Raw genomic sequence first — 25,078 nt, forward strand, 5'->3', positions numbered from 1 at the left:
TTTTGTCGACTCAGTTTCATAATCGCCTTGTGGGCACCGTCGTCTTGGTGGCCTTGGGGGTAATCTTCTTACCCGATATCCTCGATGGCAAGAAGGCGCAGCAGGAAGAGCAATTTTCGGAAATTCCATTGCGCCCGACCCTGGCCGAACAGACCTCGGATGATGCACTGTTCGAAGCCTTGTCTGTGGCGCTGGCCTCCGGGGATGAAGCGGTGACAGACCCCATGCCGGAAGAGGCGCAGACAGACGGCCCCGCCGCGGCAGCCGGGGAACAAGCGCCCGAGCAGCAACAGCCCAAGACTCAAGCCAAGACCCAGCCCAAGGCTCAAACCAAGGCTCAGGCCAGGACAGCACTCACCGCCGGCTGGACCCTGCAGCTCGGCAGTTTCAAGAATGCCGCCAATGTGAATGCCTTGGTGAATCAATTACGTAAAGCCGGATTTACAGCCTACACCTTGCCACATAAGCCCGTCGATGGCGCCTTGACCAAGGTATTTGTCGGTCCGGATGTCTCTGAAGCGAAAGTGAAAAAGGTGCAGCAGGCCGTCGAGAAGCTCACTCAGCTCAAGGGACGCGTCGTGCCCTATAACCCACAGGAAACCTGAACGCGAACCTCGCCCCCGGACTGACCACAATTTATTTACCTCTGTGGGGGTGAGAAATGGGTCAGTCTCTGGTAGAATCGCGCCGTCTTAACGCCTATGCCGGATCACCATCTCAATGGTTTGGATTGATTACGCTATCATACTCGTCATCGGATTATCGACTGTTATCAGTCTAGTCCGTGGTTTTGCCAAAGAAGCCATGTCGCTCGTGGTCTGGTTCGTTGCCTTTTTCGTCGCCAGCCAATTCTACCAAGATCTCGCCGTTCACCTGACCCAGATGCAGGATGAAATGCTCCGCAATGGCGTCGCAATTGCTATTCTTTTTATTATTACCCTGATCTTGGGTGCCTTAGTCAATTACTTGCTCGGCCAACTCGTGGCCAAGACCGGATTATCCGGCACCGACAGGCTCTTGGGCCTGTGTTTCGGTGCCATCAGGGGCGCCTTGATCGTCAGCGCCCTCTTGTTTTTCATGGATGCCTTTACCGGCGCGCCTAACGCCAGATGGTGGCAGGACTCGGTATTGGTGCCCGAATTTGGCGTTGTGATCCAGTGGTTCTTCGACTACCTGGAAAACACCTCCAGCTTTGTACCCAAAATATAAGAAAGACAACAGATTTACCCCAAACGTTTGGGATCCAGAGCCGCTATAACCCAGGACCAATGGCGTCGCCGCAATAACATTGGACCTGGGTCATGTAGGGTATCCGGGTTTCGCGTGAGACGGGTAATAGAACATCTTACAATGAGGAAGCTTACCCATGTGTGGTATCGTCGGAATAGTTGGCCAATCATCGGTTAATCAGACCATCTATGATGCATTGACCGTGCTGCAGCACAGAGGTCAGGATGCGGCAGGCATAGTGACTGTTGATCGTGATGCTTTCAGATTACGTAAAGCCAATGGCCTGGTGAAAGACGTATTTGAAACCAAGCATATGCAGCGCCTGCAGGGGAACGCCGGCATAGGCCATGTGCGTTATCCTACCGCTGGCAGCTCCAGTGCCTCGGAAGCTCAACCTTTCTATGTCAACTCGCCTTTCGGTATTTCTCTGGCGCATAACGGCAACCTGACCAATACCCTGGAATTGACGGCCCGTTTGGTGCAACAACGTCGCCATGTGAACACCACCTCAGACTCTGAAGTGCTGCTCAATCTGTTGGCCGATGAACTGCAACAGACCACGAGCCAGCAGTTGAGCGCCGATGAAGTGTTCGATGCCGTTGCCCGGGTGCATGCCCAGACCCGTGGTGCCTACGCCGTGGTGGCGATGATCATCAATCAGGGGCTGGTGGCGTTTCGCGATCCTTTCGGTATCCGTCCTCTGGTGCTGGGCAAGCATGAGACCGCGACTGGCACCGAATACATGGTCGCCTCCGAGAGTGTGGCATTGGACGCCGTCGGCTTCGAGGTCATGCGTGACGTGGCCCCGGGTGAAGCGGTTTACCTGTCGCTCGATGGTGAGCTCTATACCCGCCAGTGTGCCGTGGCTCCCAGCTATGCACCTTGTATCTTCGAGTTCGTCTACTTTGCCCGTCCGGATTCCAGCATAGATAACATTTCTGTGTATGCCAGTCGCGTCAACATGGGCGCCAAGCTCGGCGAGAAGATCAAGAAGGAATGGTACGATCATGATATCGACGTAGTGATCCCCATCCCCGAGACTTCCTGCGATATCGCGCTGGAGATCGCCCGCTGCATGGACCTGCCTTACCGTCAGGGGTTCGTCAAGAACCGCTACATAGGCCGTACCTTCATCATGCCTGGGCAACAGGAACGCAAGAAGTCGGTACGCCGTAAGCTCAACGCCATCAATACCGAGTTTAAGGGCAAGAACGTGTTGCTGGTGGATGACTCCATAGTACGGGGCACCACCTCGGAGCAGATCATCGAAATGGCCCGCGAAGCCGGCGCCAAGAAGGTGTATTTCGCCTCGGCGGCCCCTGAGATACGTTTCCCGAATGTCTATGGCATAGATATGCCGACCTCGAACGAGTTGATCGCCCATGGACGCGATGTGGATGAAATCGCCAAGTTGATCGGCGCCGACGGGATGATCTTCCAGGACCTGAGCGACCTGATCGAAGCCGTGCGGATGGAAAATCCGGACATCAAGCGCTTTGAAACCTCTGTCTTCGACGGTAACTATATCACCAACGATGTGGATCAGGCCTACCTGGATCACCTGACCCAGCTGCGCAACGACGATGCCAAGGCGAACCGTAACAAGGACATAGGCACCAACCTGGAGTTGCATAACGTCTGCCACCCATGATGGCCCCTCGGGTTAACCCGTCCTAGCCCTAAAGCCAGCTGCCTATGCAGCTGGCTTTTTTGTTGGGTGCTGGGGCAGATGTGGCTTGCCCTGGGCCTGGATTCACTGAGCCCGGATTCACTGAGCCTGGGTTCATGGGGCCTGAATTCACTGAGCCCGGATTCACTGAGCCTGGATTCACGGGGCCCGGATTCACTGAGTCTGGGTTCATGGGGCCCGGGCAGGGCCAACAAGCCAGAGTGAATGGCATTTGACTAATGAGATTCAGGGCGAATACTTTAAGGGTGACTCGCGGGTGTCATTCCCGGCACCAGTAGATTCGGAGGCAGATATGGGTATCATCTCCTGGATAGTGTTAGGGCTCATCGCCGGCATTTTGGCCAAATGGATCATGCCGGGCAAGGATGGCGGTGGATTCATCATGACCACCTTGCTTGGGATAGTGGGCGCCATAGTCGGCGGCTGGGTCAGCGCCTTGCTCGGCTTGGGTAGCATGGGCGGACTCACCCTGGGTGGCATACTGATGGCAACCCTGGGGGCACTGCTGGTGTTATTCGTCTATAACAGCGTCAGAAAATAACCTTTGTCTCTCCTGTTGGCGGCGCAGGCGCTAAACCTGGCTGCTGAAAACGGCCGCGGCCGTTGACAGCGGAGTTGCAGCCCGGGCCGCTTTAGGCTAAATTGCACTGTAATTATATCCAGTGCATTGTTGCCATGATCCTCTATATTGCCGAAAAACCCAGTCTTGGCCGTGCCATTGCCGATGCCTTACCCAAGCCCCACAAGAAGGGCGAGGGCTTCATTCAGGCGGCGAACGGCGATTGCGTCTCCTGGTGTATAGGTCATTTGCTGGAGCAGGCCGAGCCCGCCGCCTATGATCCTGAGTTCAAGTCCTGGAGATTCGAGCATCTGCCGATAGTGCCGGCCAAGTGGCAGTTGACTGCCAAGGCCAACACCCGAAGTCAGCTCAATGTGCTGAAGAAACTGGTCAAGCAGGCTTCCGGCCTGGTCAACGCCGGCGATCCCGACAGGGAGGGGCAGTTGCTGGTGGACGAGGTGATAGCCTATCTCGGGGTCACGGGCGACAAGCTGCATAAGACCAAGAGGCTGTTGATCAGCGATCTCAACCCCCAGGCGGTCAAGCGCGCCCTGGGGCAACAGAGATCCAACCGTGAGTTCATTCCGCTGTCGACGTCGGCCCTGGCCCGCAGCCGCGCCGATTGGCTCTACGGCATGAATATGACCCGGGCCTATACCTTGCAGGGCAAGAAGGTGGGTTACCAGGGGGTGCTGTCGGTCGGCCGGGTACAGACGCCGCTGCTGGGGCTGGTGGTGCGCCGCGACGAGGAGATAGCCGCCTTTCAGTCCAAGCCCTTCTATCAGGTGTTGGCACATCTGCACACAGAAGCCGGCGCCACCTTCAGTGCCCGTTGGCATCCGAGCGAGGCCTGCTTGCCTTACATGGATGAAGAGGGGCGGGTGTTGTCCCTTGGCTTGGCGCAGAATGTGGTGCAGCGGATCACCGACAAGCCGGCCTTGGTGACAGAGTTGGAGACGAAAAAACGCCGCCAGCCGCCGCCCTTGCCCTACAGCCTGTCGGCGCTGCAGATAGATGCCGCCAAGCGTTTCGGCATGAGTGCCCAGACGGTACTGGATACCTGTCAGAGCCTGTATGAGCGCCACAAGCTGATAACCTATCCCAGATCCGACAGCCGGCACCTGCCGCTGGAGCAGCATGCCTTGGCGCCACGGGTGCTCGAGGCCATAGGTGGCGGTGCCGGCGAACTGCTCGAGGGGATGATGGCACCGGACCCCGGGCTCAAGTCCAAGGCATGGGATGACAAGAAGGTCGAGGCTCATCACGCCATCATTCCCACGGAAAAGCGCGCCAACCTGAGCGCCTTGACCCAGGCCGAGCGCCAGTTATACCTGCATATCGCCCGTCAGTATCTGGCGCAATTCTATCCTGCCTATCAATATGACGAAACCCGGGTCGAAGTCGGCATAGAAGGCGGGCGTTTCTGCGCCAAGGCGCGGCGGGATACCCACTTGGGCTGGAAGCAGCTGTACGCCCGCCAGCAACAGGAAGACCAGGATAAGGAGGCCATGGATAAGGAAGCCATGGATAAGGAAGCCATGGACAAGGAGGATGACTTTGGCGGCCAGTTGCCGCCACTGGTCGTTGGGCAGGCGCTGCATTGCCTGCGTGGCGAGTTGCTGGAGAAACAGACCCAGGCCCCCAAACATTTTACCGATGCGACCCTGCTTTCGGCCATGACGGGCATTAATCGTTATGTGACGGATCCCAAGATCCGCAGCATTCTCAAGGAGACGGATGGCCTGGGCACAGAGGCGACCCGTGCCGGCATCATAGAGTTGTTGTTCAGGCGCGGTTTCCTATGCCGTCAGGGCAAGTCGATTCTGGCGACCGAGGTGGGTAAGGGCCTGGTCAACAGTTTGCCCGAGAGTGCGACCCGCCCGGACATGACGGCGCTGTGGGAGAGCAGCCTGAACGCCATCAGCCGCAAAGAAACCCGGTATCAGGCCTTCATGCAGCCCCTGGTCGAGTCACTGGCTGACTTGATCGCCCAGGCCGGGGCACAGTTGCCGACGGCGCTGGCAGGCCTGAGCTCCGGGAAAGGTTTTGGGAAGGCTTCCGGTAAGGGTTCCGGCAGAGGCTTTTCCAAGGGGAAAGCCAGGGGTGCCGGCAGAGCCAAGGCCAGGGGCCCGGCTAAATCCGGCGGCGCAGCTGCCGGCAAGACGGCAACGCCCGCGTCGAAGCGGGCGTCCAAGGGCTGATGTTAGCAGTTCTTGTCCAAGATGAGCCTCATCTGAGCCTGGCGCCGCGGTTGAGGGCGATGAGCCTGTCGAGGATCTGCTCGCCGTCCATGCGAATGCCGTTATGTTCATACTCTGAGGTGAGCCAGTATTTCAGATTTCCCACCTGGGCCGCGGTTTCCAGGCTGTATCGCATCTCGACAAACATGTCTTCGCTGTAGATGGCCGCCACCACAGGCACCCGGTTCTGTTTGAGTTGCCCGGCATCATAGAGTGCCGGCCAGTCGTCCTTGACGGCCAGCAACTCGGCGGCCGCTTTCAGCGGTTTCAAGTTGTTGAACTGCTCGAACATCCAGGGATAGATCATCTCACCCGTGAACAGGAAAGGCTCATCTGTCCGGTAGTTAAACTCAGGGTACTGCTGCCTAACCCTGTGGGCCGCCCAGTCGGAGGCCGCTTGCTGGCAATAGATGGACTCGTGCAGCAGGGCGAACAGGGGGTTGGTGTTGTAGTCCAGCATGCCTGAGAATTGGGCCGCAAACAGCGGATTGAGCCTGGTGCCATTCTGGGTCTCTATCAGCGCCTGCTCCAGCAGGTAATAGACAGACTCGCCGCCTTGCTCCATGCCGATATTGATCCCCAAGAGTTGCAGCATTTCCACCGTCAGGCGCTCACCCGTGGCCAGCAGTACCTCATTGTCTTGCAGATAAGTCACCAACTTGGCTATCAGCTCCCCGGCATCGGGGAAACGCGCGAAGAAGTCCCGATTTTTCGCCAGCACTCGCAGGTAGGTCGCTCGATACACTTCCTCGGCACTGCGGCTCAAGGAAGGAATGCCGCCTGTGATATAGGCCTCGAGCAGGCCTTCGGGGGCGGCGCTCAGGTAGCGCAGCACGCAGAAGCCGCCGAAGCTCTGCCCCAGAATGCTCCAGGGGTTGCCTGGGCTGAGTTGGGCGCGGATCGCTTCGGCATCCCTGACTATGTTGTCGGCGCGGAAGTGGCTCAGGTACTCGGCCTGCCCGGCGGCATCCAGGTGCTGCAGGCTGAGGTAGTTGATTGGCGTCGACAGGCCGGTGCCGCGTTGATCCAGCAGCAACACCTTGTACTCCTTGAGGGCGCGCTTTATCCAGCCGCCGTTGGCCGCAGGTCGCATGGCGCCGAAGCCAGGGCCTCCCTGGAAAAACACCAGATATGGCAATTGCTTATCGACATTTTCCGGCAGCGTGAGTTCTCTGGCGAATACCAGGATCCGTTCTCCGTCCGCTTGGCTATAGTCAAGAGGTAAGCTGAAGTTATGCTTGCGCGCCAGCACGCCGGCGAGGGTGATCAGCTGTGTTGCTTGGGTGGTTTCGGATTGCATCTTGTGGCCTTGGTTGGTTTCGGCTCGGCTTACCTGAGATTAAGCGCCAGGGAATATTGGCTGATTGTATACAAATGTTTAGATGTCGCAAGTCTGTTGCCTTTTCTCCTATGCAGCGAACGCCGTGGACCGGGCCCAGAGGCTTAGAGCTTAGCGGCTTAGAGCTTAGAACCTTAGATAGGGGCTTAGTGGACGGACATGTCTCATCGACATGGCGACCTATGATGCCGACATACCCATTGATACTGGGACGAGTTTTGATATTTTCTCACCCAGGTGCCACTTCGGCGCCAATGCCGAGCTGATGACCCTGAATGGCGATCGCGGCGCCAAGGCCCTGTTGGAGCAACATCATAAATCCGGCGAGCGGCTCCTGGTGCCTCTGCCCCAGGCGGCGATAGACATAGATACCCCGGCCGATCTCCAGTCATGGTTGGCTTGACTGGCCGAGTCATGTCTGGCGGTGTCGGATGTGCCATAAACTAAGCCTGTGAAACCAAGAATATAGCGGGAGTCCATCAGGGATTAGCGGAATTGCAAGACACCTGGGGTGTCTTTTTTTTGGTTTTTTTACTACAAAAATGCTTGTATGCTCGGTCATAAACGGGCATTAATGCGAAAAACTGCGATGGAATTCGGAATTTCATCGCCATTTAGATGTAATTTAACCAACAATAATGCGAATGGCGCCAACAGGGGCGGGGGAGAGTATGGAAAATCGTTGCCAAGTGGCAATTTCGGCCGGGGTGCTTGCCGCACTCTGGTGTGGTATCGCCGATGTATTTCAGCTGGTGAGCTGGATAGGTTTCCTGGGCTGCAGCACCTTCTTCGCCCAGGGGCATGCCGGTTTCAAGGGCGTCGTCATGGCTTGGTGTACCAATTTATCCGGGGTGTTCTGGGCCTGGCTGATTATCGCCGGTGGCAGCTTCTTCGTTTCACCTCTGGCCGGTTACCTCCTAACCGGCATAGCGACCGCGGCAATGTGCCTGCAGGCGAGCTACGGCAGGTTGGCCTTCATTCCCGGCGCCTTCATCGGTTGTTGCGCGACCTTCGCCATGGGCGGCGATCTCGCCAACACGCTACCCGCACTGCTCTGCGGTGGCCTACTTGGCTACAGCATGAGCCTATTAACTGCACAATTAATCAGCCTGAAGCCGAAAACAGCGGAAGCTTAGGGGCGAAGTGTGCCAGAATAAGCCATTAACGCCCTGAGTTTCACACTGGGCGGATTTTTGACTGAGGATGACACTAATGAAGGCAATCCAGTTTCGCGCCATCGATGGCATGTTGATTAAGTTGAGTCTCAACGGCAAATTTTGGATGCTTTGCAGCCTGGTTGCCGTGATTACCGCGGCTGTGGCCTGGGCGAATTTGCAACAGGCGCAGACCTTGATCCATGCTCAGTCCGAGTCCAGGCTGCAGGCCAGCGTCGATACCCTGGCCGATGTGGCCAGTGCCCAGGGCCTGAGCGGTGATGCACTCAGGGAGTTTGGCCTTAGTCATGACGCCCGCCTGAGCGGCCGCGATGAACACAGCAGACAGGGTGACAGGCTCACAGTCAGCGCCGCCGTTGGCGGTGAATATTTGCAATTATCCCAGGACGTGAGTGCCTGGGAGCGTGATGCCAGCAGCAATGCCCAACTCATGCTGTGGTTGGCGCTGGCGGGTTTGTTGCCGTTATTCCAGTTGAGTTATTGGATTTCGACCTCCCTGGGTGGGGGCTTGTGGGACATGTACGTCGCCATCAAGCGTCTGGCGGAGGGGGATTTGACTCAGAGGTTAAACTTCTTCGGCACCGACGACTTCAGCCTGATCGCCCGCGAGATAGACAGCTGTGCCGATAACATGAGCGACATGGTGTCGGCCATCAGGAGCAATGCCCAGACACTGGCGAGCGCCTCGGATGAATTCAGCCAACAGGCCAAGGTCAGCGATGAGTTGATAAGCTATCAGCACCAGTACCTGGATTCGGTTGCCGGGGCCATGGAACAGATGAGCTCGGCCATTGAAGAAGTGTCACGCAATGCCGGCGATACTTCCTTGCTGACCAAAGACAATGCGGCCCAAGTCTCCGCCAGCCAAGGGCGGATCAGTGACACTGTGGCCAGCATAGGTCTGCTGTCGGGCACCATAGGCACTGCCTTTACCTCGGTCGAACAGTTATCCAAAGATACCACCCAGATAGATGCAGTCGTCACCACGATCAACGCCATTTCAGAACAAACCAACCTGTTGGCGCTGAATGCCGCCATCGAAGCCGCCAGAGCCGGGGAACAGGGGCGAGGCTTCGCCGTGGTGGCCGATGAGGTCAGAACCTTGGCCGGGCGTACCCAGAAAGCCACGGTCGAGATCAAGGCGATGATCGAAGGTCTGCAGGCGGGAACCCGGACCCTGTCGGGGTTGACCGAGGATATAGTCACCCAGTCTGAACAGGGACGCAGCGCCATAGAGACTGTCGGGGAAGATGTCGAAGCCATGTCTCGCTCGGTCACTGCCGTGTTTGACATGAGCAGCCAGATCGCGGCGGCGGCAGAGCAGCAGAGTGTGTCATCGCGGGATATGAGTGCCCAGCTCAATGAGGTTCGGCAGCAGTCCGATACCATCAAGCAAACGGCGCTGCGTTCGGTGCAATTGGCGGACAATCTGCACAGTGCCTCGCTGGATCTGAACACCATACTGAAGCAGTATCGCACTCAATAAGCCAAGTGTGGGAATAACCTGAGATAGGAAGAGCAGGCCGGGTGTCCATACGGAACACACGGCCTGCTTGAGTGCTAGAAGCTTATGTTCCAGCTGTTGAGGGTGCCACTGTCAAGATTGGCACTGTCTACCACCTTGAGTTGCCAGTTGCCCTGCACGTCGTCGCCGCTGAGGCTGACGGTATAGGTCTGATCTATGTTGTCGCTGCTGCCACCACTGTTGTTATGCAGCACATAGCTTTGACCCGTGGGGCTCATGAGCGTGACCTTGAGATCGCCGATATAGGTATGAGTGATGCTCACATGGACGCTGGCCTGAGCCGAAGTGGCACTCAGAGTCACGTCTATCGGGCTGACCACGCCTGAGGTATTGTTGTCGGGGATGCTGTAGCTTTGATTGTTTTCGAAGCTGCTGCCACCGCCAGTGCCGTCCGTGTAGCTGGCAACCAGGGTCACACCGGCATAGCTCGAATACCCATCCAGCATTATGTAGTAGCGGGTCGCCTGAGGACTGGCCACGGCACAAGACTCGCTGTTGCCATTCTTGTAGGGACGGCAATCATAGTTGGTCTTGCTGACCTGGCTGCCGGCCTTCAGGTAGAGATCCGCATCGCCGCTGCCGCCGCTCATCTGCACATTCAGATTGCTGGCATTGGCAGGCACGTCGATATAGTACTGGCCCTGAGAGCCCGAAGCGCCGCTGAGATTGGTCGCGGCAACTCCATTTAGCAGCTCGACCGCCCCTACAGGTGGGATCACGTCACAGCTGGCATTGACCCCAACCTGAGTGAAGGCATCTATTACGTCCTGGCTGGCGTAGCCCGCATCATCCGCGGCTTTCTTGACGCCACAGGCGGCATTGTCGAAGTCACTGGTGCTGGTCCAGTACAATTGGTTCGCCCTCAACATGACCTCGAACGCCTTGCGCGTATCCCAGCCGCTGGTATGAGCCAACAGGTAGTAAGCCTTGTTGAATACCCCGCTGGAATGGTGCACGTCTATGCCGCTGTAATAATCGTCGGCATGGCCGATGGAACTGCCATCCAGGGTAGGATCGGCGAAGTAACGCAACGCCCCCTGACCCTTGAGGATCTGGGCACCGACCAGCCAGTCATTCTGGCCCTGCATGAAGAACTCGGCCGCTTCACCCGCCATGTCGGAGAAGGCTTCGTTGATGCCGCCGGATTGACCCGAGTATTCCAGCCCTGAGTTCTGCTCGGTGAAACCATGGCTGACCTCATGGGCAGAAACGTCCAGGCTCACCAGAGGATAGAAGGTGCTCTGGCCGTCACCGAAGGTCATGGCCGAACCGTCCCAGAAGGCGTTTTCATAGTTGCTGGAATAGTGCACCTTCATGGTCAGCTGGAAAGTCAGGGGCGCTGTGCCATACCATTGGTCATACATGTTGAACACCACACCGCCGAAGAAGTGGGCGTCGTTCAACGGGGCATAGGCGCCGTTGATCTGTTTGACCGTGTTGCGCGGACAAGTGTAGCTGAACGCGGTCGTGCCGGAAGTGCCGCCGTTCAGGTTGACCGTCTTCACATTGGTGTTGTTCATGGTACAAGTGCTGCCGGACTGAGCCACATCCAGATTGCCGAAGTCGGTGCCGTACTCGTACTGACCCGTCTTCAGGTTGCCGCCGGGGCCTGTGCCCACCAGGGCGTGATTCAGCCCGTCCCATTGCTTGACTATTTCACCCGTGTTGGCATCTATGATCCCGAAGGGACGACGGGGTTGCTCGCCGGCTTCGAAGTAAGAGACCTGATACACCAGCCTGGCTTGGTCGTTGTCACCCAGGTAGATATACAGCTGGCTCTGGACATTTTCCAGCTTGTCGGTCTTGATGCCGTGACCTGCGAGTCTTTGCAGTGCCTGTTTGGCCGACAGTTTGGCGGCCACTGAACTAAGATCTTGCTCCAGCTGAGTCAGCACCTGACCACTGCTGGCCTGCATCAGGCCAAAGCTGTTGGCTTCGGCGACCAGGCTACTGCCATAAACTGGCACGCCTTGGTACATTTGACGGAAACGGGCTTTTTCCTTGCCGCTGCGGGTCTTGACCCTGCGGACTTCTTCCATCCGGTAGTCGTTGCCCAGATTCAGTTGTTGGGAGAGGGATTGCTGCATCACGGACGAGGCCGTGCTTGGGTTACTGCTGAGGCGAGCCACATCTTGCCATTGGGCGGCGCTGACGTTAGCCGTGAATCCGATGGCGAGTGCCAGCGGTGCAATCTTGAATAAAGTTTTCATAAAATTCCTTTTATTTCAATCATTAATCACCTAGTGTTTGGCTCTGAGCCCGACTGCCAATTGATTGATACATCCACCATCCTGAGCAGAGCGTGTTAATTGTTAGCATGATGTGTCTCTTGTGTAAATAAATGTAACCATCGTAAATGGTAATTATTTAGTTTTCGGTACGAAATATCGTATAAAAAATGAGCTGAAAGTAACTTATTGTTAATAATGGGGAAGCTGTGAATTATAACCGAGTGGCAAGTTTACACTTTGTAATGATTTGTTTACACTCGGTTTCAGAAAAAAATATCCAGGCTGCCATGGCTTGGGAATGGGGGCGGGAATGAGACTGGCATGGGGTGAAATGGCTCGAAAAAATGTGCGAACAACAGGGATAACAAATTTAGATTAAAGAAAGTGGGTAAAGCAGGTGGGTAAAAAAGCAGATGGGTAACAGTAGCGCCAGCCAGGACACCCAGTAGCAACCAGGTGTCCTGTGGGGGATCAGGCTAGCTGAAGGTGCTCCAGATAGGAGCATGATCCGAGGGCTTTTCCAGGCCCCTGAGTTCATAATCCACCTCGGCCTCGACCAGACGGGCCGCCAGCGAAGGGGTCGCCAGGATCACGTCTATGCGCAGGCCGCGGTTATCATCGAAGCCCTTGCTGCGATAATCGAACCAGGAATAGCGCTCGCTGCGGTCTGGATGCAACTGACGGAAGGTGTCGATCAGGCCCCAGGCCTGCAGTGTCTTGAGCCACTCACGCTCCTCGGGTTGGAAACTGCATTTGCCTGTCTTCAACCAGCGTTTGGCGTTGGCTTCGCCTATGCCTATGTCCAGATCTATGGGGGAGATGTTGATATCGCCTATGATGGCGATGTCTTCCTCGTTGCTGTGGTGGGCTTCGAGGTAGCGCATCAGGTCCTGATAAAACTTACGCTTTGCCGGGAACTTGGTCTCATGGCTGATATTCTCCCCCTGGGGGAAATAGCCGTTGATCACCGTCAGCGGCCGGCCGTTGTCTTGGGCGAAGGTGGCCATGATGATACGTCGCTGGGCATCTTCGTCATCGGTCGGAAAGCCCTTCTGCAGTGCGATAGGTTCGTCCTTGGAGAGCATGGCAACCCCATAGTGGGCCTTGCCGCCATGGTAATGCACCTTGTAACCCATGGCCTGGACTTCTTCCAGCGGGAAGGACTCGTCATGCACCTTGGTTTCCTGCAGGCCTATTATGTCTGGGTGATGGGCATGGATCAGCGCTTGCAATTGGGGTAGGCGTGCCCGCAGGCCATTGATGTTGAATGAGACTATTTTCATCAGGGCAATACTCGCTTGAAAGGTTTAACCAGCACACTCAGATACACACCGGCGGCGACATAAGGATCGGCATCGGCCCAGGCTTGGGCCGCTTCGAGTGACTCGAATTCGGCGACCACCAGGGAGCCGCTGAAACCGGCTTCCCCCGGGTTCTCGCTGTCGATGGCTGGATGGGGCCCGGCCAGCAACAAGCGGCCTTCATCGGCCAATTCCTGCAGGCGCGCCAGATGCGCCGGACGTGCGCCCATACGCTTTTCAAGGCTGTTTTCAATATCCTGAGACGAAATCATATACCACATTATTTGAGTTCCTTACGTTGTTCTTCCGAGGTATGCCTGAATAAATACACCACAGTGATTACCGTATTGAGCAGGGTTAATGCCGTGAGACCGAAGACCTTGAAGTTGACCCAGGTTTCCTGCGCCAGACTGAAGGCAACATAGAGGTTGACCAGGCCACAGCTGATGAAGAAACCGACCCAATACCAGGTCACCCTGGCCCAGATGGTGTCGGCCACCTTGAGTTCCTGGCCCAGCATGCCCTTGAGAATGGGTTTGCCCAGCAATTGGCTCACCCCCAGTGCGATGGCAAACAGGGCGTACACTAGGGTGACTTTCCATTTGATGAAGGTGTCATCGTGGAAGGCCAAGGTCAAACTGCCGAACACAGCGACCATGGCGAAGGTGATCAGGTGCATCTTCTCGAGTTTCTTGTATATGAGGTAAGTGGCCAGGAGTTGCAATGCAGTAGCGCCTATCAGGGCACCGCTGGCGACATAAATGTCGAACATTTTATAGACGGCAAAGAAGATGACCAAGGGCAGGAAATCGAGCAATTGTTTCATAGATTACTTAGGTAAAAGAGACATTGGCCCGAGTGTAACATGCCCAAGTTGAGGCGCCAAAGCCTGTGCTTGCCCAGGGCGAAACTGAGCCGTAAGCGACAGGCATGAGGCTGGCGTGAGACGGGAGGGGCTAGGTTCTCAGCTTGTTTAATCCCGGTGCAGAAATGAAACAGCATAGGCTGGCGCCTATGCTGTTTGGTTTGCAGCCTATGCTGGCTCAGCCCGGCTGCGACTCCGGACTAGACTCCTGGTTAGCGTCTGGGCTGGAAGCTGGACTAGAAGCTGTAGCCCAGGTCCAGGCTGAGGGAGCGCCCGGGCGCGGCCACCCGGCCCGCGGGCGATACATCCAGCCCCCTGAAGTAGTATTCATTGTCGAACAGGTTGTTGACCGACAGGCCGACTTTCAGCCCATGCCGGTCTTGCTTGAACAGCTCAGTGCTGATGTTGAAGTTGACTACCGTATAGCCAGGGATTTCACCTGCGGTACCCGAGGCATTTTCTGCCACACTGTTGGCCAAGTCAGCGAAGGATTTACTGTAGTAGTAGGCCATCAACCCGAGATCCACCCGCGCTATGCTGTACAGGGCGCTGACCGATACCTGATGCTTGGACACATAGGGCAGTTGCTTGCCGGCAAACGCGCCGTCAAGCTGTTCGGTATCCAGGTAGTTGTAGGCACCGCTGAAGCTGAGATCCGGCAATGACATGGGCGAATACTTGCCTTGCAGCTCTATGCCCTGATTGCGGGTCTTGCCTATGTTGACGAACAGGCTGATGTTTTTGTCGTATTCGACTTTATTCTCGAAATCGATGCGGTAGGCCGCCAGGCTGATATTGCTTCTGACGGTCGGGGTGAATCTGATCCCGGCTTCATAGTTCCATGACAGTTCCGATTCCAGGGTTTGATCTTTGGGCCACAGCTGGGCTATCTGCGGGGTGCGCAGCGAGCGCTGGGCGTTGCCGTACAGGAACCAGTCGGGGGTGAGTTCATAACCCAGGGTGATGCCCGGCAGCCATTGGGTCACATGGTTATCCTGGCTGTAGTCCTGGCCCAGGTTGGTGAAGGTCATGCGCACGTCTTCGTAACGCAGCCCAGGGGTCAGGGTCAGTCTGTCGTCCATGAAGCCCAATTTGTTGCTGACATAATAGGCCATGGCATTGGTGTCCAGGTGCCAATCCCTGGGGCTGGTGGTCACCCCTGTGAGCTTGTCCGTCTGATTGAGTTTGTAGCCTATGTCTTCGTTGACGTAACGCGCCCCGGCGATGATGTGCTGGCTTATCTTCCCGTCGATGAAGAGGCTGGCCTTGGGCTCTATGCCGTAGACGCTGAACTCCCGCGGGGAAGTGCGCAAGTCCGTTGCCGTCTGCGTGGTGTCGCTCCAGTCCGTGCCTAAGTTGCCGTCCGTGTCTTTATTCTTGTTATAAAAATCCCACTGGAAGTTGCGTGAACTCTCATTGGCGAAGCCCATGAGTTCAATTTCGCCGTAATCGACCAGTGTGGAGGGCGCCAGGGTATGGCTGTATTTCAGGCTGATACGTTTGGTATCTGCTTCGAATTCGTCGTTGGGCCTGAGAGACTGTTCTCTGTCTTCCAGGTAAGCCTGGGTGTTCAGCGCACCCGGCAGTTCGGCAAAGGCATCATAGTATTGCAGGTTGGCATCCAGGCTATTGTTGTTGTCCAGGTTCCAGACGGTTTTCAGCATCAGGTTTTTGATATCTGTTTGTGAGTGCTCGCGAAAAGACTCACCCTGGGTCAGGTTGCCATCCAGGCGCAGGGAGAAATCCTCGTTGACCGCCCCCCCAGTGCTGAGATTGGTGTCGTACAGCTTGTTGCCGCCGGAGAAGGTCACGCGCTCGTTGAATTGGGTTTCCCAATCGCTTGAGATCGGCTTGGAAACTAGGTTGATCACCCCGCCCACGTTGTTGGGGCCGTATTGCACCGAGGCGCCGCCACGGGCCACATCTATCCTGTCGATCATGAACAGGGTCGCGGGGAACAGGGATTGGCCGGTATGACCGTAGGGGGCCAGTGTCATGGGCACGCCGTCGAGCAGGAACTGGGCATAACCGCTGCGGCTGCTGTCCAGGCCTCGTACCGAGACGTTCGGCAACACGCCGGTGCCGGTTTCGTCTTTGATTTTGAGCCCGGGCACCTGCTGCAGGGCCGTGTCTATGGAGCGGACCGCGGTGCGCTCCAGCTGCTCATGGGTGATGATGCTGCGATTACCCGTGTAGGTCTTCAAGTCGGCCACTTCCGAGTTGCCCAGCACACTGCCTCTGACCACTATGACTTCGGGCTTGGCGCTTTGCTCTGCATGCGCCGCGGTACCAGAAATACCACCGGCAACGGCCATGGAGAGGGTCGTCAATTTGAAGAGCTTATTCGAGATGAACATGTTACTTCCTTGGAGTTATTTTTCGTGAATTAAATTCTGGAGTTGCTGTTTAAACTGTTTGAAAATCAATCCTCTGTCTTCGCCTACCAGGAAGGCATTCACCCCCTGGCGCTGCCATTTGGGCTTCTGGCCCGGCAGACGCGGGATGGCACAGAAGGGCACACGGGCCCGGGCACAGTGTTCGGCCATATCCTGCAGACTCTGCTGCACCTGGGCATGGCCGAAGTCGATGCCATGGCCCATGGCCAGGCTCAGATCCAGTGCGCCTTCGAAAATCATGTCTATGTGCCCCAACTGCAGCATGTCGCCGAGGGCGGCCAATCCCTGGGGATCTTCTATCATCAGGCCGACGAAGGTTTCCCGATTTGCCAGCGTTATGTAATCGGCCAGCGGCAGGGTACCGAAGCCTGTGTTGCGTCCGCCGCTGATGCCACGATGGCCCAGAGGCGGGTATTTGCTGGCGGCAATCGCCAGTCTGGCCGTGTCGACATCTGTGACACGGGACACCACTATGCCTTGGGCGCCGGCATCGAGCAGCCTGCCTATGACCGCCGGATTGGCATCGGCCACCCTGACCAGAGGGGTGATGCCGGCAGATTCGGCGGCGCGTATGCAGTGGGCCAGGTTCTCGTCGCCGTGCAGCACATGCTCTGTATCCAGCAGCACAAAGTCATAACCCGCGCAGGCCAGCATTTCGATGACCACAGGGGTGGGCACAGAGTTGAGCATGCCGAATACGACTTCATTCCCGGCAAGCTTGGCCTTGAGTGAGTTAGTTCCTAGCATCAGTTCCCCCGGTATCCAAATACAGTTAAAAATAGAATCGATAATTATTCTCATTTAATGATTTTGGTCAAGTCTTTTTACTGCTTTTAATAAATCATGATTTCAATGTGTTGACTGGATGCTTGCGCAGATGGCGTCTTTCCCTGCCTCCGACATTTTTCGCAATGGAATTGTAAATTTACTTCTAATGATAACAATTCTCATTTAACTTGTGGCGAAATTGACCTATGACGGTGAACTTGGCAGTGCCATGGCACCGTCGTTCATTTAGCTCAAAAGGAAGTAAAGATGAAGCCTGTATTGGTGTTGATCACGCATGTCGAGAACAGGGCTGTGACCCAGGGGTTTGTGCCCGCTGCCGTAAAATTGGGGTACGAGATTATTTTGGTGACGGACCATGGCTTGGCGCATAGGCAGTATTTTTCCTATGCCGCTGCTAGCCCGGATCAGATATTGGAAGCCGATGTCTTCAACCCGCTGGCCATCATAGATATGTTGCAAACCCGGGGCATAGAGCCACAGCTGGTGTTTTCCAACAGCGATCACCTGCAGACGAGCACCGCCCTGGTGGCACAATATTTTGCTTGCCCGGGCAAGGACTGGCGGCTGTGCTATCAGGCGAAGAACAAGGCGGCCATGCGTGCCAGGCTGGCCGAATTGATGCTGCCCAATGTGTGGAGCCATTGCTGGCAAGCGCAACAGGATTTGCCCGAGACTATCCCTTTTCCCGTGGTTGCCAAGCCCAGGGAAGGGGTGGCGAGCATGGATGTGACTCTGTGTGAATCGCATGCTGCCTTGCTGGCATACGGCGCCGAAACCGCTCGCGGCGATGCCTGCATCTTGCTGGAGGCCTATCTGCAGGGGCCCTTGTTTACCCTGGAAACCCTGGGCGATGGCGAGCGACTGCAGGCCATAGGCGGTTTCGATGTGACCCTGTCCGAGTTACCGCACTTTGTCGAGACCCAGGCCCAGTGGAATGGGCCCATCTGTACTCGATTCAGGGAGCAAGCCCTGGCACAGGTAGAGGCGTTCGGCATCAATTTCGGCGTCTGCCACAGCGAATTCATCCTCACGGCGCAGGGACCTGTGTTGGTGGAGATCAACTATCGCAGCATAGGTGATGGCCGTGAGTTTCTCCTGGATGAGCTGCTGCCCTTCAACTGGTTCGAGACCATATTGTCATTACACGCGGGAGCGGCATTGCCCGCACTCGAAACCCATACCCCGGCGGCGTTGGTCCGCTATTTCCCGGCGCTGGCATCGGGTCATATCGAGCGGAGCCCAGAGGCCTTCGTGCAGCAGAGCCCCCATGGCGCGGCACGTTTCCTGCCACTGAAACGGGCGGGAGAGCATCTGAGCCTGAGCCATTCGAACAAGGACTATCTTGGCGTCCTGACCCTGATAGGCGAGAACTTGCAGGGCCTGGAAGCCAGTGCCGATGCCCTGGGGCAGCAATTGGAATGGGAGCTGAATTGATGACACAGTCCCAATCTTATATAAGCCAGAGGATCATAGACACCTGTCTGCGCGAGAACGTTTGCGAATTGATGAGTCGGGGCCGGCTGTTGCCGACGCTGCCCGCCGATCTGGCCCGCCATTGGCCCGGGTCATCCGTCTCGCCGCAAGCCTGGCTGCAGGTGAGCCATTTGGGGACACAGACCTTGTACATTCCCCTGGAGGCGACCGAGTATTTACAGCATTGGCGGGCCGCCGGCATCGGCTGGCTGCTGCAGCCCGAGCCGCCTGCCGCTGCGCGCTACAGCCAGGGTTACACAGCTTGGCTCGAGTGTTTGGCGGCAGGCCTGACGCAGGAGGAGGCGCGGCTGTTTCGCGACTATATTCTGGAGGCAGATTGCGCCGCCGAGCACAGGGAGCTATGCCGGCAGGCCTACATTAGCCAGACGCCACTCCTGAGGCAATCGCCCGGCTGCGCGAAGCAGAACCCAGGGGGCACAGGTGTGAGTCAGGCCGCCGACTGGCATAGGCAGCTGCTGCTCAGCGATCAGATCGCCGCCTATCTGGATCACCCCTACTATCCGACGGCGCGCGCCAAGGTAGGTTTCGATGCCGCCGCCTTGCGGCGCTATGCCCCTGAGTTTGCGCCTCGCTTCGAACTCAATTGGCTGGCGGTCGACAAACGTCAGGTGTCACTCACCTCTGCGGTGCCGGCCTGTTGGCCGACCATGAGCCAGGTGGGGCTGGCACCCGAGCTGAGCCTGAGCCACTGCCTGTTTCCCGTGCATCCTCTGACCCTGGCGAGTTTCGGGAGCCTGCCGGAGGGCATCATTCGGGCGCCCTCTGCTTATTTAACTGTGCAGCCGACACTGTCGGTACGCACCTTGGCCCTGGTGGACTTTCCCGGAGTGCACATCAAGGTGCCGCTGCTGATGGCCACTCTGGGGGCAAAAAACATTCGCCTGATCAAACCCAGTACCCTCTACGACGGCCATTGGTTCGAGCGGGCGCTGACCCGGATTGCGCAGACCGACGCCGTCATAGGCCAGTTGTTCGCGCATGTGGATGAGCGCCACGGCGGCCATCTGGGCGAGCATAAGGAATTTGCCTACATAGTGCGGCGCTATCCCGAGTCCATGCAACGGCAGCAGTTGGTGCCCGTGGCGGCATTGGCAAGCGAGATGCCGGATGGGCGCCTGTACCTGGCGCATCTGGCGGATGTCTATTATCTGGGCGACTGGCAGGCCTGGTTTGATGGCTACCTTAGCCTGTTGCTGAGGGTGCATCTGAGGTTGTGGCTCAAGTACGGCATGGCGCTGGAGTCGAATCAGCAGAATGCGGTATTGGCCTATAGGATCTCGGGCTTGTCTCTGGTGATGAAAGACAACGACTCGGCGCGTCTTCTGCCCGAGCGCTATCTTCAAAGCGCCGTCGAATGTGCAGTTAATGACAGCGGAGACGGCGCCGAAGCCAGGGCGCAGGCCCAAGCGCAACTGGCCGGGTTGCTCGACAGGCGTATTCTGGTGGAGGGCGACGAGGCGTTGGCGCAGATGTTCGTCACCATCACGCTGCAATTGGATATTGCCGCCATCATAGAGGCCATGGCGGCCAAGGGGCTAGGTACCAGGGCCTATCTATACCGGCGGCTGCGCGAGCAACTCATCGCCGAGCTGGATGCGCTGGATGCGCAGGGCATAGCCACGGCGTATGCCCGCAACTATCTGTTGCAGCAGAGTTACTTGCCGTTGAAATACCTGTTGAGCTCCGGCAGTTTGCTGAGCAAGACGCAGTCGGGGGCCAGCGATGTCAACAAGTTCTATGGTCAGAGCGCGCCCAACTTCCTGCTCGAGACCCTGCCGGGCTCCGGCTTGGCAGCCGGGCCCGAAACCGGCGTTGCAGCGGGAGGCGAGTCAAGCCCATGCCAGTGATTGCAATCGTACTCTTCTGCCATTTCCTGACGGCCTTTACCGCCTTGGGCATGCCTTTATTCCTGCCGCGCATGCTGACGAGCCTGGGGCTGGCGGACTCAGGCTATCTCGTCGGCGCCATGTTCGTGCTACCGACCGTCTGCACCGCCCTGACGGCACCCTGGTGGGGACGTTTTGCCGACAGGTTCGGCAAGAAAACCTCGCTGCTAAGGGCACAGGCTGGACTTGTGTTGGGTTTTCTGTTGTCGGGTTTTGCCGACTCTGTCTGGCTGTTTGCCCTGGGCCTGATGGTGCAAGGGGTGAGTGGCGGCACGCTGGCGGCGTCTAACGCCTACCTGAGCCGCCTGTATGGGGGCAAGGCGCTGGCACATAGCCTGAACCTGACCCAATGTTCGGCGCGGCTCGCCCTGGTGTGTGCCCCCATAGTTCTCGGATTGTTTACCCATCTGAGTGAACCCCTGCAGATCTACCGGGCGTTGGCACTGTTGCCGCTGCTGGCCTTGTTCATCTGCAGCTTTTTGCCCGGTGATGGCGAGCAAGCCATGCCGGCGGCAGATAAAGCGGATGCCCCAACCCGGATGCAAACTGAAATTGGGACAGGGACAGGGACAGCTTTCTCACACCTGCTCTGGCTGCAGTTTCTATTCTGCTTCGCCATGGTGGTGACCTTTCCCTACTTTTTGCCCTACAGCGAGCAGTTGGGCGTCGGCAGCGATGCCCTCAGCGGCTTCTACTACAGCCTGCCGCACCTCGTCTATCTCTTGCTGGCCTTCCATACCAAGAAGCTCAGCCTGAGCCCCCAGTTGCAGAGCCGCTTGGGGCTGGGGCTGCTGGGCATCTCCTGCTTAGGGCAATTTTTGCTGCCCGGCAGCGAGGGACTGCTCTGGCTGCGGCTGCTGTTCGGCCTGGGGATAGTCCTGAGTTACAGCGGTTTGCATCTGTTGGTGAGCCAGAGCCTGAACCACAAGGCGGCGGGGCTGAGCTTTGGCCGTTTCGATGCCTGGGGTAAATGGGCCGGGGTGATGGCAGGGCTCGCGGCCAGTGGTGTGAGCCAGCTGGGCAACCTGCAATGGCCTTTCTTGCTGGCGGCATTGAGCTGTGGTGCCGGCTTATTCGTATCAATGTTTTCTTTCAAGGAGGTTCAAGATCATGCTTGCACAGTCCCATAGCGCTAATGTTACCGCGAGTGCCATCGCCGCTGCCGAAGTCGGCAACAGCATGCGCGACCAATGGCATAGACAATTGGCCGAGGATAATGGCATCGGCTGCCTGCTCAACTGCTACATACGTGAATATGCCCAGCCTCACGCCCAGGTGTGTTTAAAGGATGAGTCGGCGGATCGACCGCTGGCCCTGAGTCATGGCATTCTGGCGGGCGAGCGTAAGGTGCGGATCCGCTTTCCCGAGTCGGGGGCCGTCCTGCTGCTGGTGGCCGATCGCATCAGTCTGTTGGGGCGGTGCCGTTTCATCGGCCAGCCTTACCTGAAGAGGAAGGGCCATTGCTGGCAGCTTATGGAGGCGTTGGCGCTGGCACAGTTTCTGCTCGGGCACCTGGCGCGGGTGACAGACACGGAGTTCAATCACGAGCTGCTGGCGCAGATAGGCAACAGCATGGAGGTGACCAAGGCCTTCGTGCAGCGGCTCGACCTGGATGAGGCAATCCCGGGCGCCGATGGCGCGCCCTCGGGGCAGGTGGGTGCCCAGGCGAGTCTCATCGTCTCAGAGCAGAGCCTGCTGTGGGGCCACGCCATGCATCCGGCGCCCAAGAGCCGTCATGGGGTGGCGTTCGATGACATGCTCGCCTGTTCGCCCGAGATCCAGGCCAACTTTCCCCTCTATTGGTTCGAGGTCGATGCCGGCTTGGTCAAACAGCTGCGCTGCACCCAGGTGTTGCCGCTAACCTTGCTGGAGCAGGCGAGTCAGACACAGGCGCCGAGCGGCCGCTGTCTCTATCCATGCCATCCCTGGGAAGTGCAGACCATATTGGCGCAGCCCCTGGTGCAGGCGGCAATCGCCGCAGGGCGGATGACCCCTATAGGCAACTTGGGCGCCGAGGTCTATCCGACATCGTCGGTGCGAACCACTTATCTGCCGGAGATCAATCAGTTCCTCAAGTTCTCCATTCACGTGCGCCTGACCAATTGTGTGCGCAAGAATGCCTGGTACGAATTGGAAAGCGCGGTGGCGCTGAGCCGTCTCCTGCTGGCTGCCACCGGGGATGCCTATTTCCATTGCCCCAAGTTTGCCCTGATGGCCGAGCCTGCGGCCAGTACCCTGGATCTCTGTGACCTGGCCCCCAATGCCGAGGAAGACGCCGCGGCCATCATGGTGGCCGAATGTTTCGGGATCCTCTACCGTGACGGCATAGCGCCCGAGTTGCAAGCGAAGTACCGGCCGCAGATGGCCGGCGCCCTGTTTGCCTGGGACATGAGGGGCCAAAGCCTATGCGGGCAAGCGGTCGCGCGCCTGGCGCGGCAGCGACAGCAGAGCTATGGCCAGACGGCGCTCACCTGGTTCGACGCCTATCTGGATGCCTTGCTGCCGGGGGTGTTTTACTATTTCTTCAAGCTGGGCGTCGCATTCGAGCCGCACTTGCAAAACACTGTCATAGGCTTCGATGCCGGCTTGCCGGCCTTCGTGTGGATCCGCGATCTGGAAGGCACCAAGTTAGTCCCCGAACACTGGCCGGCAGAACGTTTGAGCGGCTGGTCGGCCAAGGCGAAGGCCTCAGTGTACTACAGCCGCGAGCAGGGGTGGCAGCGTATCGGCTACTGCACCTTAATCAACAATGTCAGCGAAGCCATCTTCCACCTCGCCGGCGGCGATGAGGCGCTGGAAGCAAGTCTCTGGCAACGCCTGGCCAAGGCCATAGCCCAGTGGCAGCTGCTGCAGGGCGAGCAGCCTGAACTCATGGGGGTGCTGCGAGGCGATGACATTCCTTCAAAAAATAACCTGACCACACGCTTGCTGAAGCAGGCGGATCGTCTGTCTGGTTACACTCAACTGGCCAATCCCCTGGCCCTAAGCCCGGTGGCAGCATGATGCAAACCAACACTCAAACCCCGCCGGCCCGGGTCGGCATCAATAGGGCCAGAATAGCCCAGGCCATAGACACTATCCTGGCCGGACAGGCGCCGGACACCCAGGTATGCGCCTACATCTATGATCTCCAGGGACTCGAGGCGCATGCCCGGCACCTGGTGGCGGCCCTGCCGGACAACTGTGAGTTTTATTACGCCGCCAAGGCCAATCCCGAGGCCAGGATACTGGCGACACTGGCACCAGTGGTGCATGGCTTCGAAGCCGCCTCGGGTGGGGAACTCGACTGGCTGCATGCCTGCCATCCCGAGATGCCGTTGATCTTCGGCGGTCCGGGCAAGCTGATCTCCGAGCTTTCCAGGGCGATAGATCTCGGCATAGAGGCCATACACGTGGAGAGCTTGACCGAGCTCAAGCGGCTCGCCGCCCTCTGTGTCCAGAAACAGGCGAGTTGCCGTATCCTGCTGCGGATGAACATCTCGCTCGAAGGCATAGCCCAGACGCGGCTGACCATGGGCGGCAAGCCGACGCCCTTCGGCATAGACGCGGAAGATCTCGGCGCCGCCATCGACATCATAGCCGCGGCGCCGCAACTGACATTGGCGGGATTTCATTTCCACTTGATGTCCCACCAGCTGGATGTGCAGCGGCACCTGGCGCTGATCGAACTGTACTTCACCACCTTCAAGCGCTGGTGCCGCGAATATCGCTTGGATCTTGGCTTGTTGAATGTCGGTGGCGGCATAGGGGTTGATTATGCCAACCCAGAGCAGGTATTCGACTGGCCGGCGTTCTGCGCCGGGCTGGCGCGGCTCATAGGGGAGGCACAGCTGACCGGGGTGAAAATCCGTTTCGAGTGCGGCCGCTTCGTCACCGCCGCCGCAGGTTGTTATGTGATGGAAGTGCTGGATATCAAGAAGAACCATGGTGAATGGTTCGTGATAGCTCACGGCGGTACCCATCATTTTCGGACCCCGGCGGCCCAGAATCATGATCATCCCTTCATGGTGCTGCCCGGGATGCGGCGCCGGCAGTCGATCGAGACAGAGGGGGATGACACCAGGCTGGTGCGGCAGCAGGCCACCCTGGTTGGCCAGTTATGTACCCCAAAAGATGTGCTGGCGCGCCGGCAACACATAGAAGCGCTGCAGCTGGGGGATTATCTGGTATTCACCCACGCTGGGGCCTATGCCTGGAACATCTCGCATCAGCATTTCCTGATGCATGCGCCACCGGTAATGCACTTCATCGAATCCTGAGCTAGATGACATAGAAAAGGCCTGCCGGATGCAGGCCTTTTTCTTTTTTTTTGTTGGGGGGGACGTGTGTCTACGCCGGGCTCTTGCTAAGTTGGTGGC

The 25,078-nt window shown here is 57.7% G+C and carries 21 protein-coding genes; 13 read left to right on the plus strand and 8 right to left on the minus strand.

The window, feature by feature from the left end; genetic code table 11:
• Nucleotides 1-2 precede the first annotated feature (2 nt).
• The 3 genes from LZP73_RS11650 to purF all read left to right on the plus strand — a co-directional run bounded on the left by LZP73_RS11650 (nucleotide 3) and on the right by purF (nucleotide 2,881).
• The gene (locus LZP73_RS11650) at nucleotides 3-605 is read left to right on the plus strand and encodes an SPOR domain-containing protein (RefSeq protein WP_234235167.1); all 603 of its coding nucleotides are present in this window, start codon (nucleotides 3-5) and stop codon (nucleotides 603-605) included.
• 115 nt (nucleotides 606-720) lie between these two features.
• Nucleotides 721-1,209, plus strand: a complete 489-nt coding sequence (locus tag LZP73_RS11655; RefSeq protein WP_169564794.1) for a CvpA family protein — start codon at nucleotides 721-723, stop codon at nucleotides 1,207-1,209.
• A 157-nt stretch (nucleotides 1,210-1,366) separates the two neighbouring features.
• On the plus strand, nucleotides 1,367-2,881 hold the full coding sequence (gene purF / locus LZP73_RS11660) for an amidophosphoribosyltransferase (protein WP_169564795.1): 1,515 nt from the start codon (nucleotides 1,367-1,369) through the stop codon (nucleotides 2,879-2,881).
• Nucleotides 2,882-2,909: 28 nt separating this feature from the next.
• Here purF and LZP73_RS21530 read toward each other — a convergent pair whose 3' ends face one another.
• The gene (locus tag LZP73_RS21530; RefSeq protein ID WP_442800734.1) at nucleotides 2,910-3,131 is read right to left on the minus strand and encodes a hypothetical protein; all 222 of its coding nucleotides are present in this window, start codon (nucleotides 3,129-3,131) and stop codon (nucleotides 2,910-2,912) included.
• An 81-nt stretch (nucleotides 3,132-3,212) separates the two neighbouring features.
• Here LZP73_RS21530 and LZP73_RS11670 point away from each other — a divergent pair, with 81 nt between their 5' ends.
• Both LZP73_RS11670 and LZP73_RS11675 read left to right on the plus strand, forming a co-directional pair.
• Entirely contained in the window at nucleotides 3,213-3,461 is a 249-nt protein-coding gene (locus LZP73_RS11670) for a GlsB/YeaQ/YmgE family stress response membrane protein (RefSeq protein ID WP_169564796.1), read from the plus strand.
• Nucleotides 3,462-3,595: 134 nt separating this feature from the next.
• Nucleotides 3,596-5,680, plus strand: coding sequence for a DNA topoisomerase III (locus LZP73_RS11675; RefSeq protein WP_234235169.1), 2,085 nt, complete (start codon nucleotides 3,596-3,598; stop codon nucleotides 5,678-5,680).
• Between the two features lie 28 nt (nucleotides 5,681-5,708).
• Here the strand turns inward: LZP73_RS11675 and LZP73_RS11680 are convergent, their stop codons facing one another.
• Entirely contained in the window at nucleotides 5,709-7,019 is a 1,311-nt protein-coding gene (locus LZP73_RS11680; protein ID WP_234235170.1) for an alpha/beta fold hydrolase, read from the minus strand.
• A 211-nt stretch (nucleotides 7,020-7,230) separates the two neighbouring features.
• Here LZP73_RS11680 and LZP73_RS21535 point away from each other — a divergent pair, with 211 nt between their 5' ends.
• The 3 genes from LZP73_RS21535 to LZP73_RS11695 all read left to right on the plus strand — a co-directional run bounded on the left by LZP73_RS21535 (nucleotide 7,231) and on the right by LZP73_RS11695 (nucleotide 9,719).
• Nucleotides 7,231-7,461, plus strand: a complete 231-nt coding sequence (locus tag LZP73_RS21535) for a hypothetical protein (RefSeq protein ID WP_442800735.1) — start codon at nucleotides 7,231-7,233, stop codon at nucleotides 7,459-7,461.
• Nucleotides 7,462-7,729: 268 nt separating this feature from the next.
• Complete coding sequence (locus LZP73_RS11690; protein WP_234235171.1) at nucleotides 7,730-8,194, plus strand: DUF1097 domain-containing protein; 465 nt, start codon at nucleotides 7,730-7,732, stop codon at nucleotides 8,192-8,194.
• Nucleotides 8,195-8,270: 76 nt separating this feature from the next.
• The gene (locus tag LZP73_RS11695) at nucleotides 8,271-9,719 is read left to right on the plus strand and encodes a methyl-accepting chemotaxis protein (protein WP_234235172.1); all 1,449 of its coding nucleotides are present in this window, start codon (nucleotides 8,271-8,273) and stop codon (nucleotides 9,717-9,719) included.
• A gap of 74 nt (nucleotides 9,720-9,793) precedes the next feature.
• Here the strand turns inward: LZP73_RS11695 and LZP73_RS11700 are convergent, their stop codons facing one another.
• The 6 genes from LZP73_RS11700 to LZP73_RS11725 form a co-directional block, all read right to left on the minus strand.
• The gene (locus tag LZP73_RS11700; RefSeq protein ID WP_234235173.1) at nucleotides 9,794-11,968 is read right to left on the minus strand and encodes a M4 family metallopeptidase; all 2,175 of its coding nucleotides are present in this window, start codon (nucleotides 11,966-11,968) and stop codon (nucleotides 9,794-9,796) included.
• Nucleotides 11,969-12,465: 497 nt separating this feature from the next.
• Complete coding sequence (xthA, locus tag LZP73_RS11705; protein ID WP_234235174.1) at nucleotides 12,466-13,272, minus strand: exodeoxyribonuclease III; 807 nt, start codon at nucleotides 13,270-13,272, stop codon at nucleotides 12,466-12,468.
• Nucleotides 13,272-13,571 carry a YciI family protein gene (locus tag LZP73_RS11710; protein ID WP_234235175.1) on the minus strand — a complete coding sequence of 100 codons (300 nt, stop codon included), beginning with the start codon at nucleotides 13,569-13,571 and terminating at the stop codon, nucleotides 13,272-13,274. The genes xthA and LZP73_RS11710 overlap by 1 nt, the downstream gene beginning before the upstream one ends.
• Complete coding sequence (locus tag LZP73_RS11715; protein WP_234235176.1) at nucleotides 13,571-14,116, minus strand: septation protein A; 546 nt, start codon at nucleotides 14,114-14,116, stop codon at nucleotides 13,571-13,573. The genes LZP73_RS11710 and LZP73_RS11715 overlap by 1 nt, the downstream gene beginning before the upstream one ends.
• Before the next feature lie 275 nt (nucleotides 14,117-14,391).
• Entirely contained in the window at nucleotides 14,392-16,512 is a 2,121-nt protein-coding gene (locus LZP73_RS11720) for a TonB-dependent receptor family protein (protein ID WP_234235177.1), read from the minus strand.
• 15 nt (nucleotides 16,513-16,527) lie between these two features.
• A complete protein-coding gene (locus LZP73_RS11725; protein WP_234235178.1) occupies nucleotides 16,528-17,298 on the minus strand; it encodes an HpcH/HpaI aldolase family protein in 771 nt (256 codons plus the stop codon).
• A gap of 288 nt (nucleotides 17,299-17,586) precedes the next feature.
• Here LZP73_RS11725 and LZP73_RS11730 point away from each other — a divergent pair, with 288 nt between their 5' ends.
• From LZP73_RS11730 to LZP73_RS11750, 5 genes are read left to right on the plus strand one after another with little or no spacing between them, the layout of a single operon-like run.
• Nucleotides 17,587-18,774: an ATP-grasp domain-containing protein gene (locus LZP73_RS11730; protein WP_234235179.1), complete on the plus strand. Its 1,188-nt coding sequence runs from the start codon at nucleotides 17,587-17,589 to the stop codon at nucleotides 18,772-18,774.
• Nucleotides 18,774-20,681 (plus strand): IucA/IucC family siderophore biosynthesis protein, encoded by a 1,908-nt coding sequence (locus LZP73_RS11735; RefSeq protein ID WP_234235180.1) that lies wholly within the window; start codon nucleotides 18,774-18,776, stop codon nucleotides 20,679-20,681. Before LZP73_RS11730 ends, LZP73_RS11735 begins: the two co-directional genes overlap by 1 nt.
• Nucleotides 20,672-21,850 carry an MFS transporter gene (locus LZP73_RS11740; RefSeq protein WP_234235181.1) on the plus strand — a complete coding sequence of 393 codons (1,179 nt, stop codon included), beginning with the start codon at nucleotides 20,672-20,674 and terminating at the stop codon, nucleotides 21,848-21,850. The genes LZP73_RS11735 and LZP73_RS11740 overlap by 10 nt, the downstream gene beginning before the upstream one ends.
• A complete protein-coding gene (locus LZP73_RS11745; protein WP_234235182.1) occupies nucleotides 21,831-23,723 on the plus strand; it encodes an IucA/IucC family protein in 1,893 nt (630 codons plus the stop codon). The genes LZP73_RS11740 and LZP73_RS11745 overlap by 20 nt, the downstream gene beginning before the upstream one ends.
• Nucleotides 23,720-24,979, plus strand: coding sequence for a type III PLP-dependent enzyme (locus LZP73_RS11750; RefSeq protein WP_234235183.1), 1,260 nt, complete (start codon nucleotides 23,720-23,722; stop codon nucleotides 24,977-24,979). Before LZP73_RS11745 ends, LZP73_RS11750 begins: the two co-directional genes overlap by 4 nt.
• The last annotated feature ends 99 nt before the right edge of the window (nucleotides 24,980-25,078 follow it).

This window comes from Shewanella sp. AS16 (assembly GCF_021412365.1).
GTDB classification, from domain to species: domain Bacteria; phylum Pseudomonadota; class Gammaproteobacteria; order Enterobacterales; family Shewanellaceae; genus Shewanella; species Shewanella salipaludis.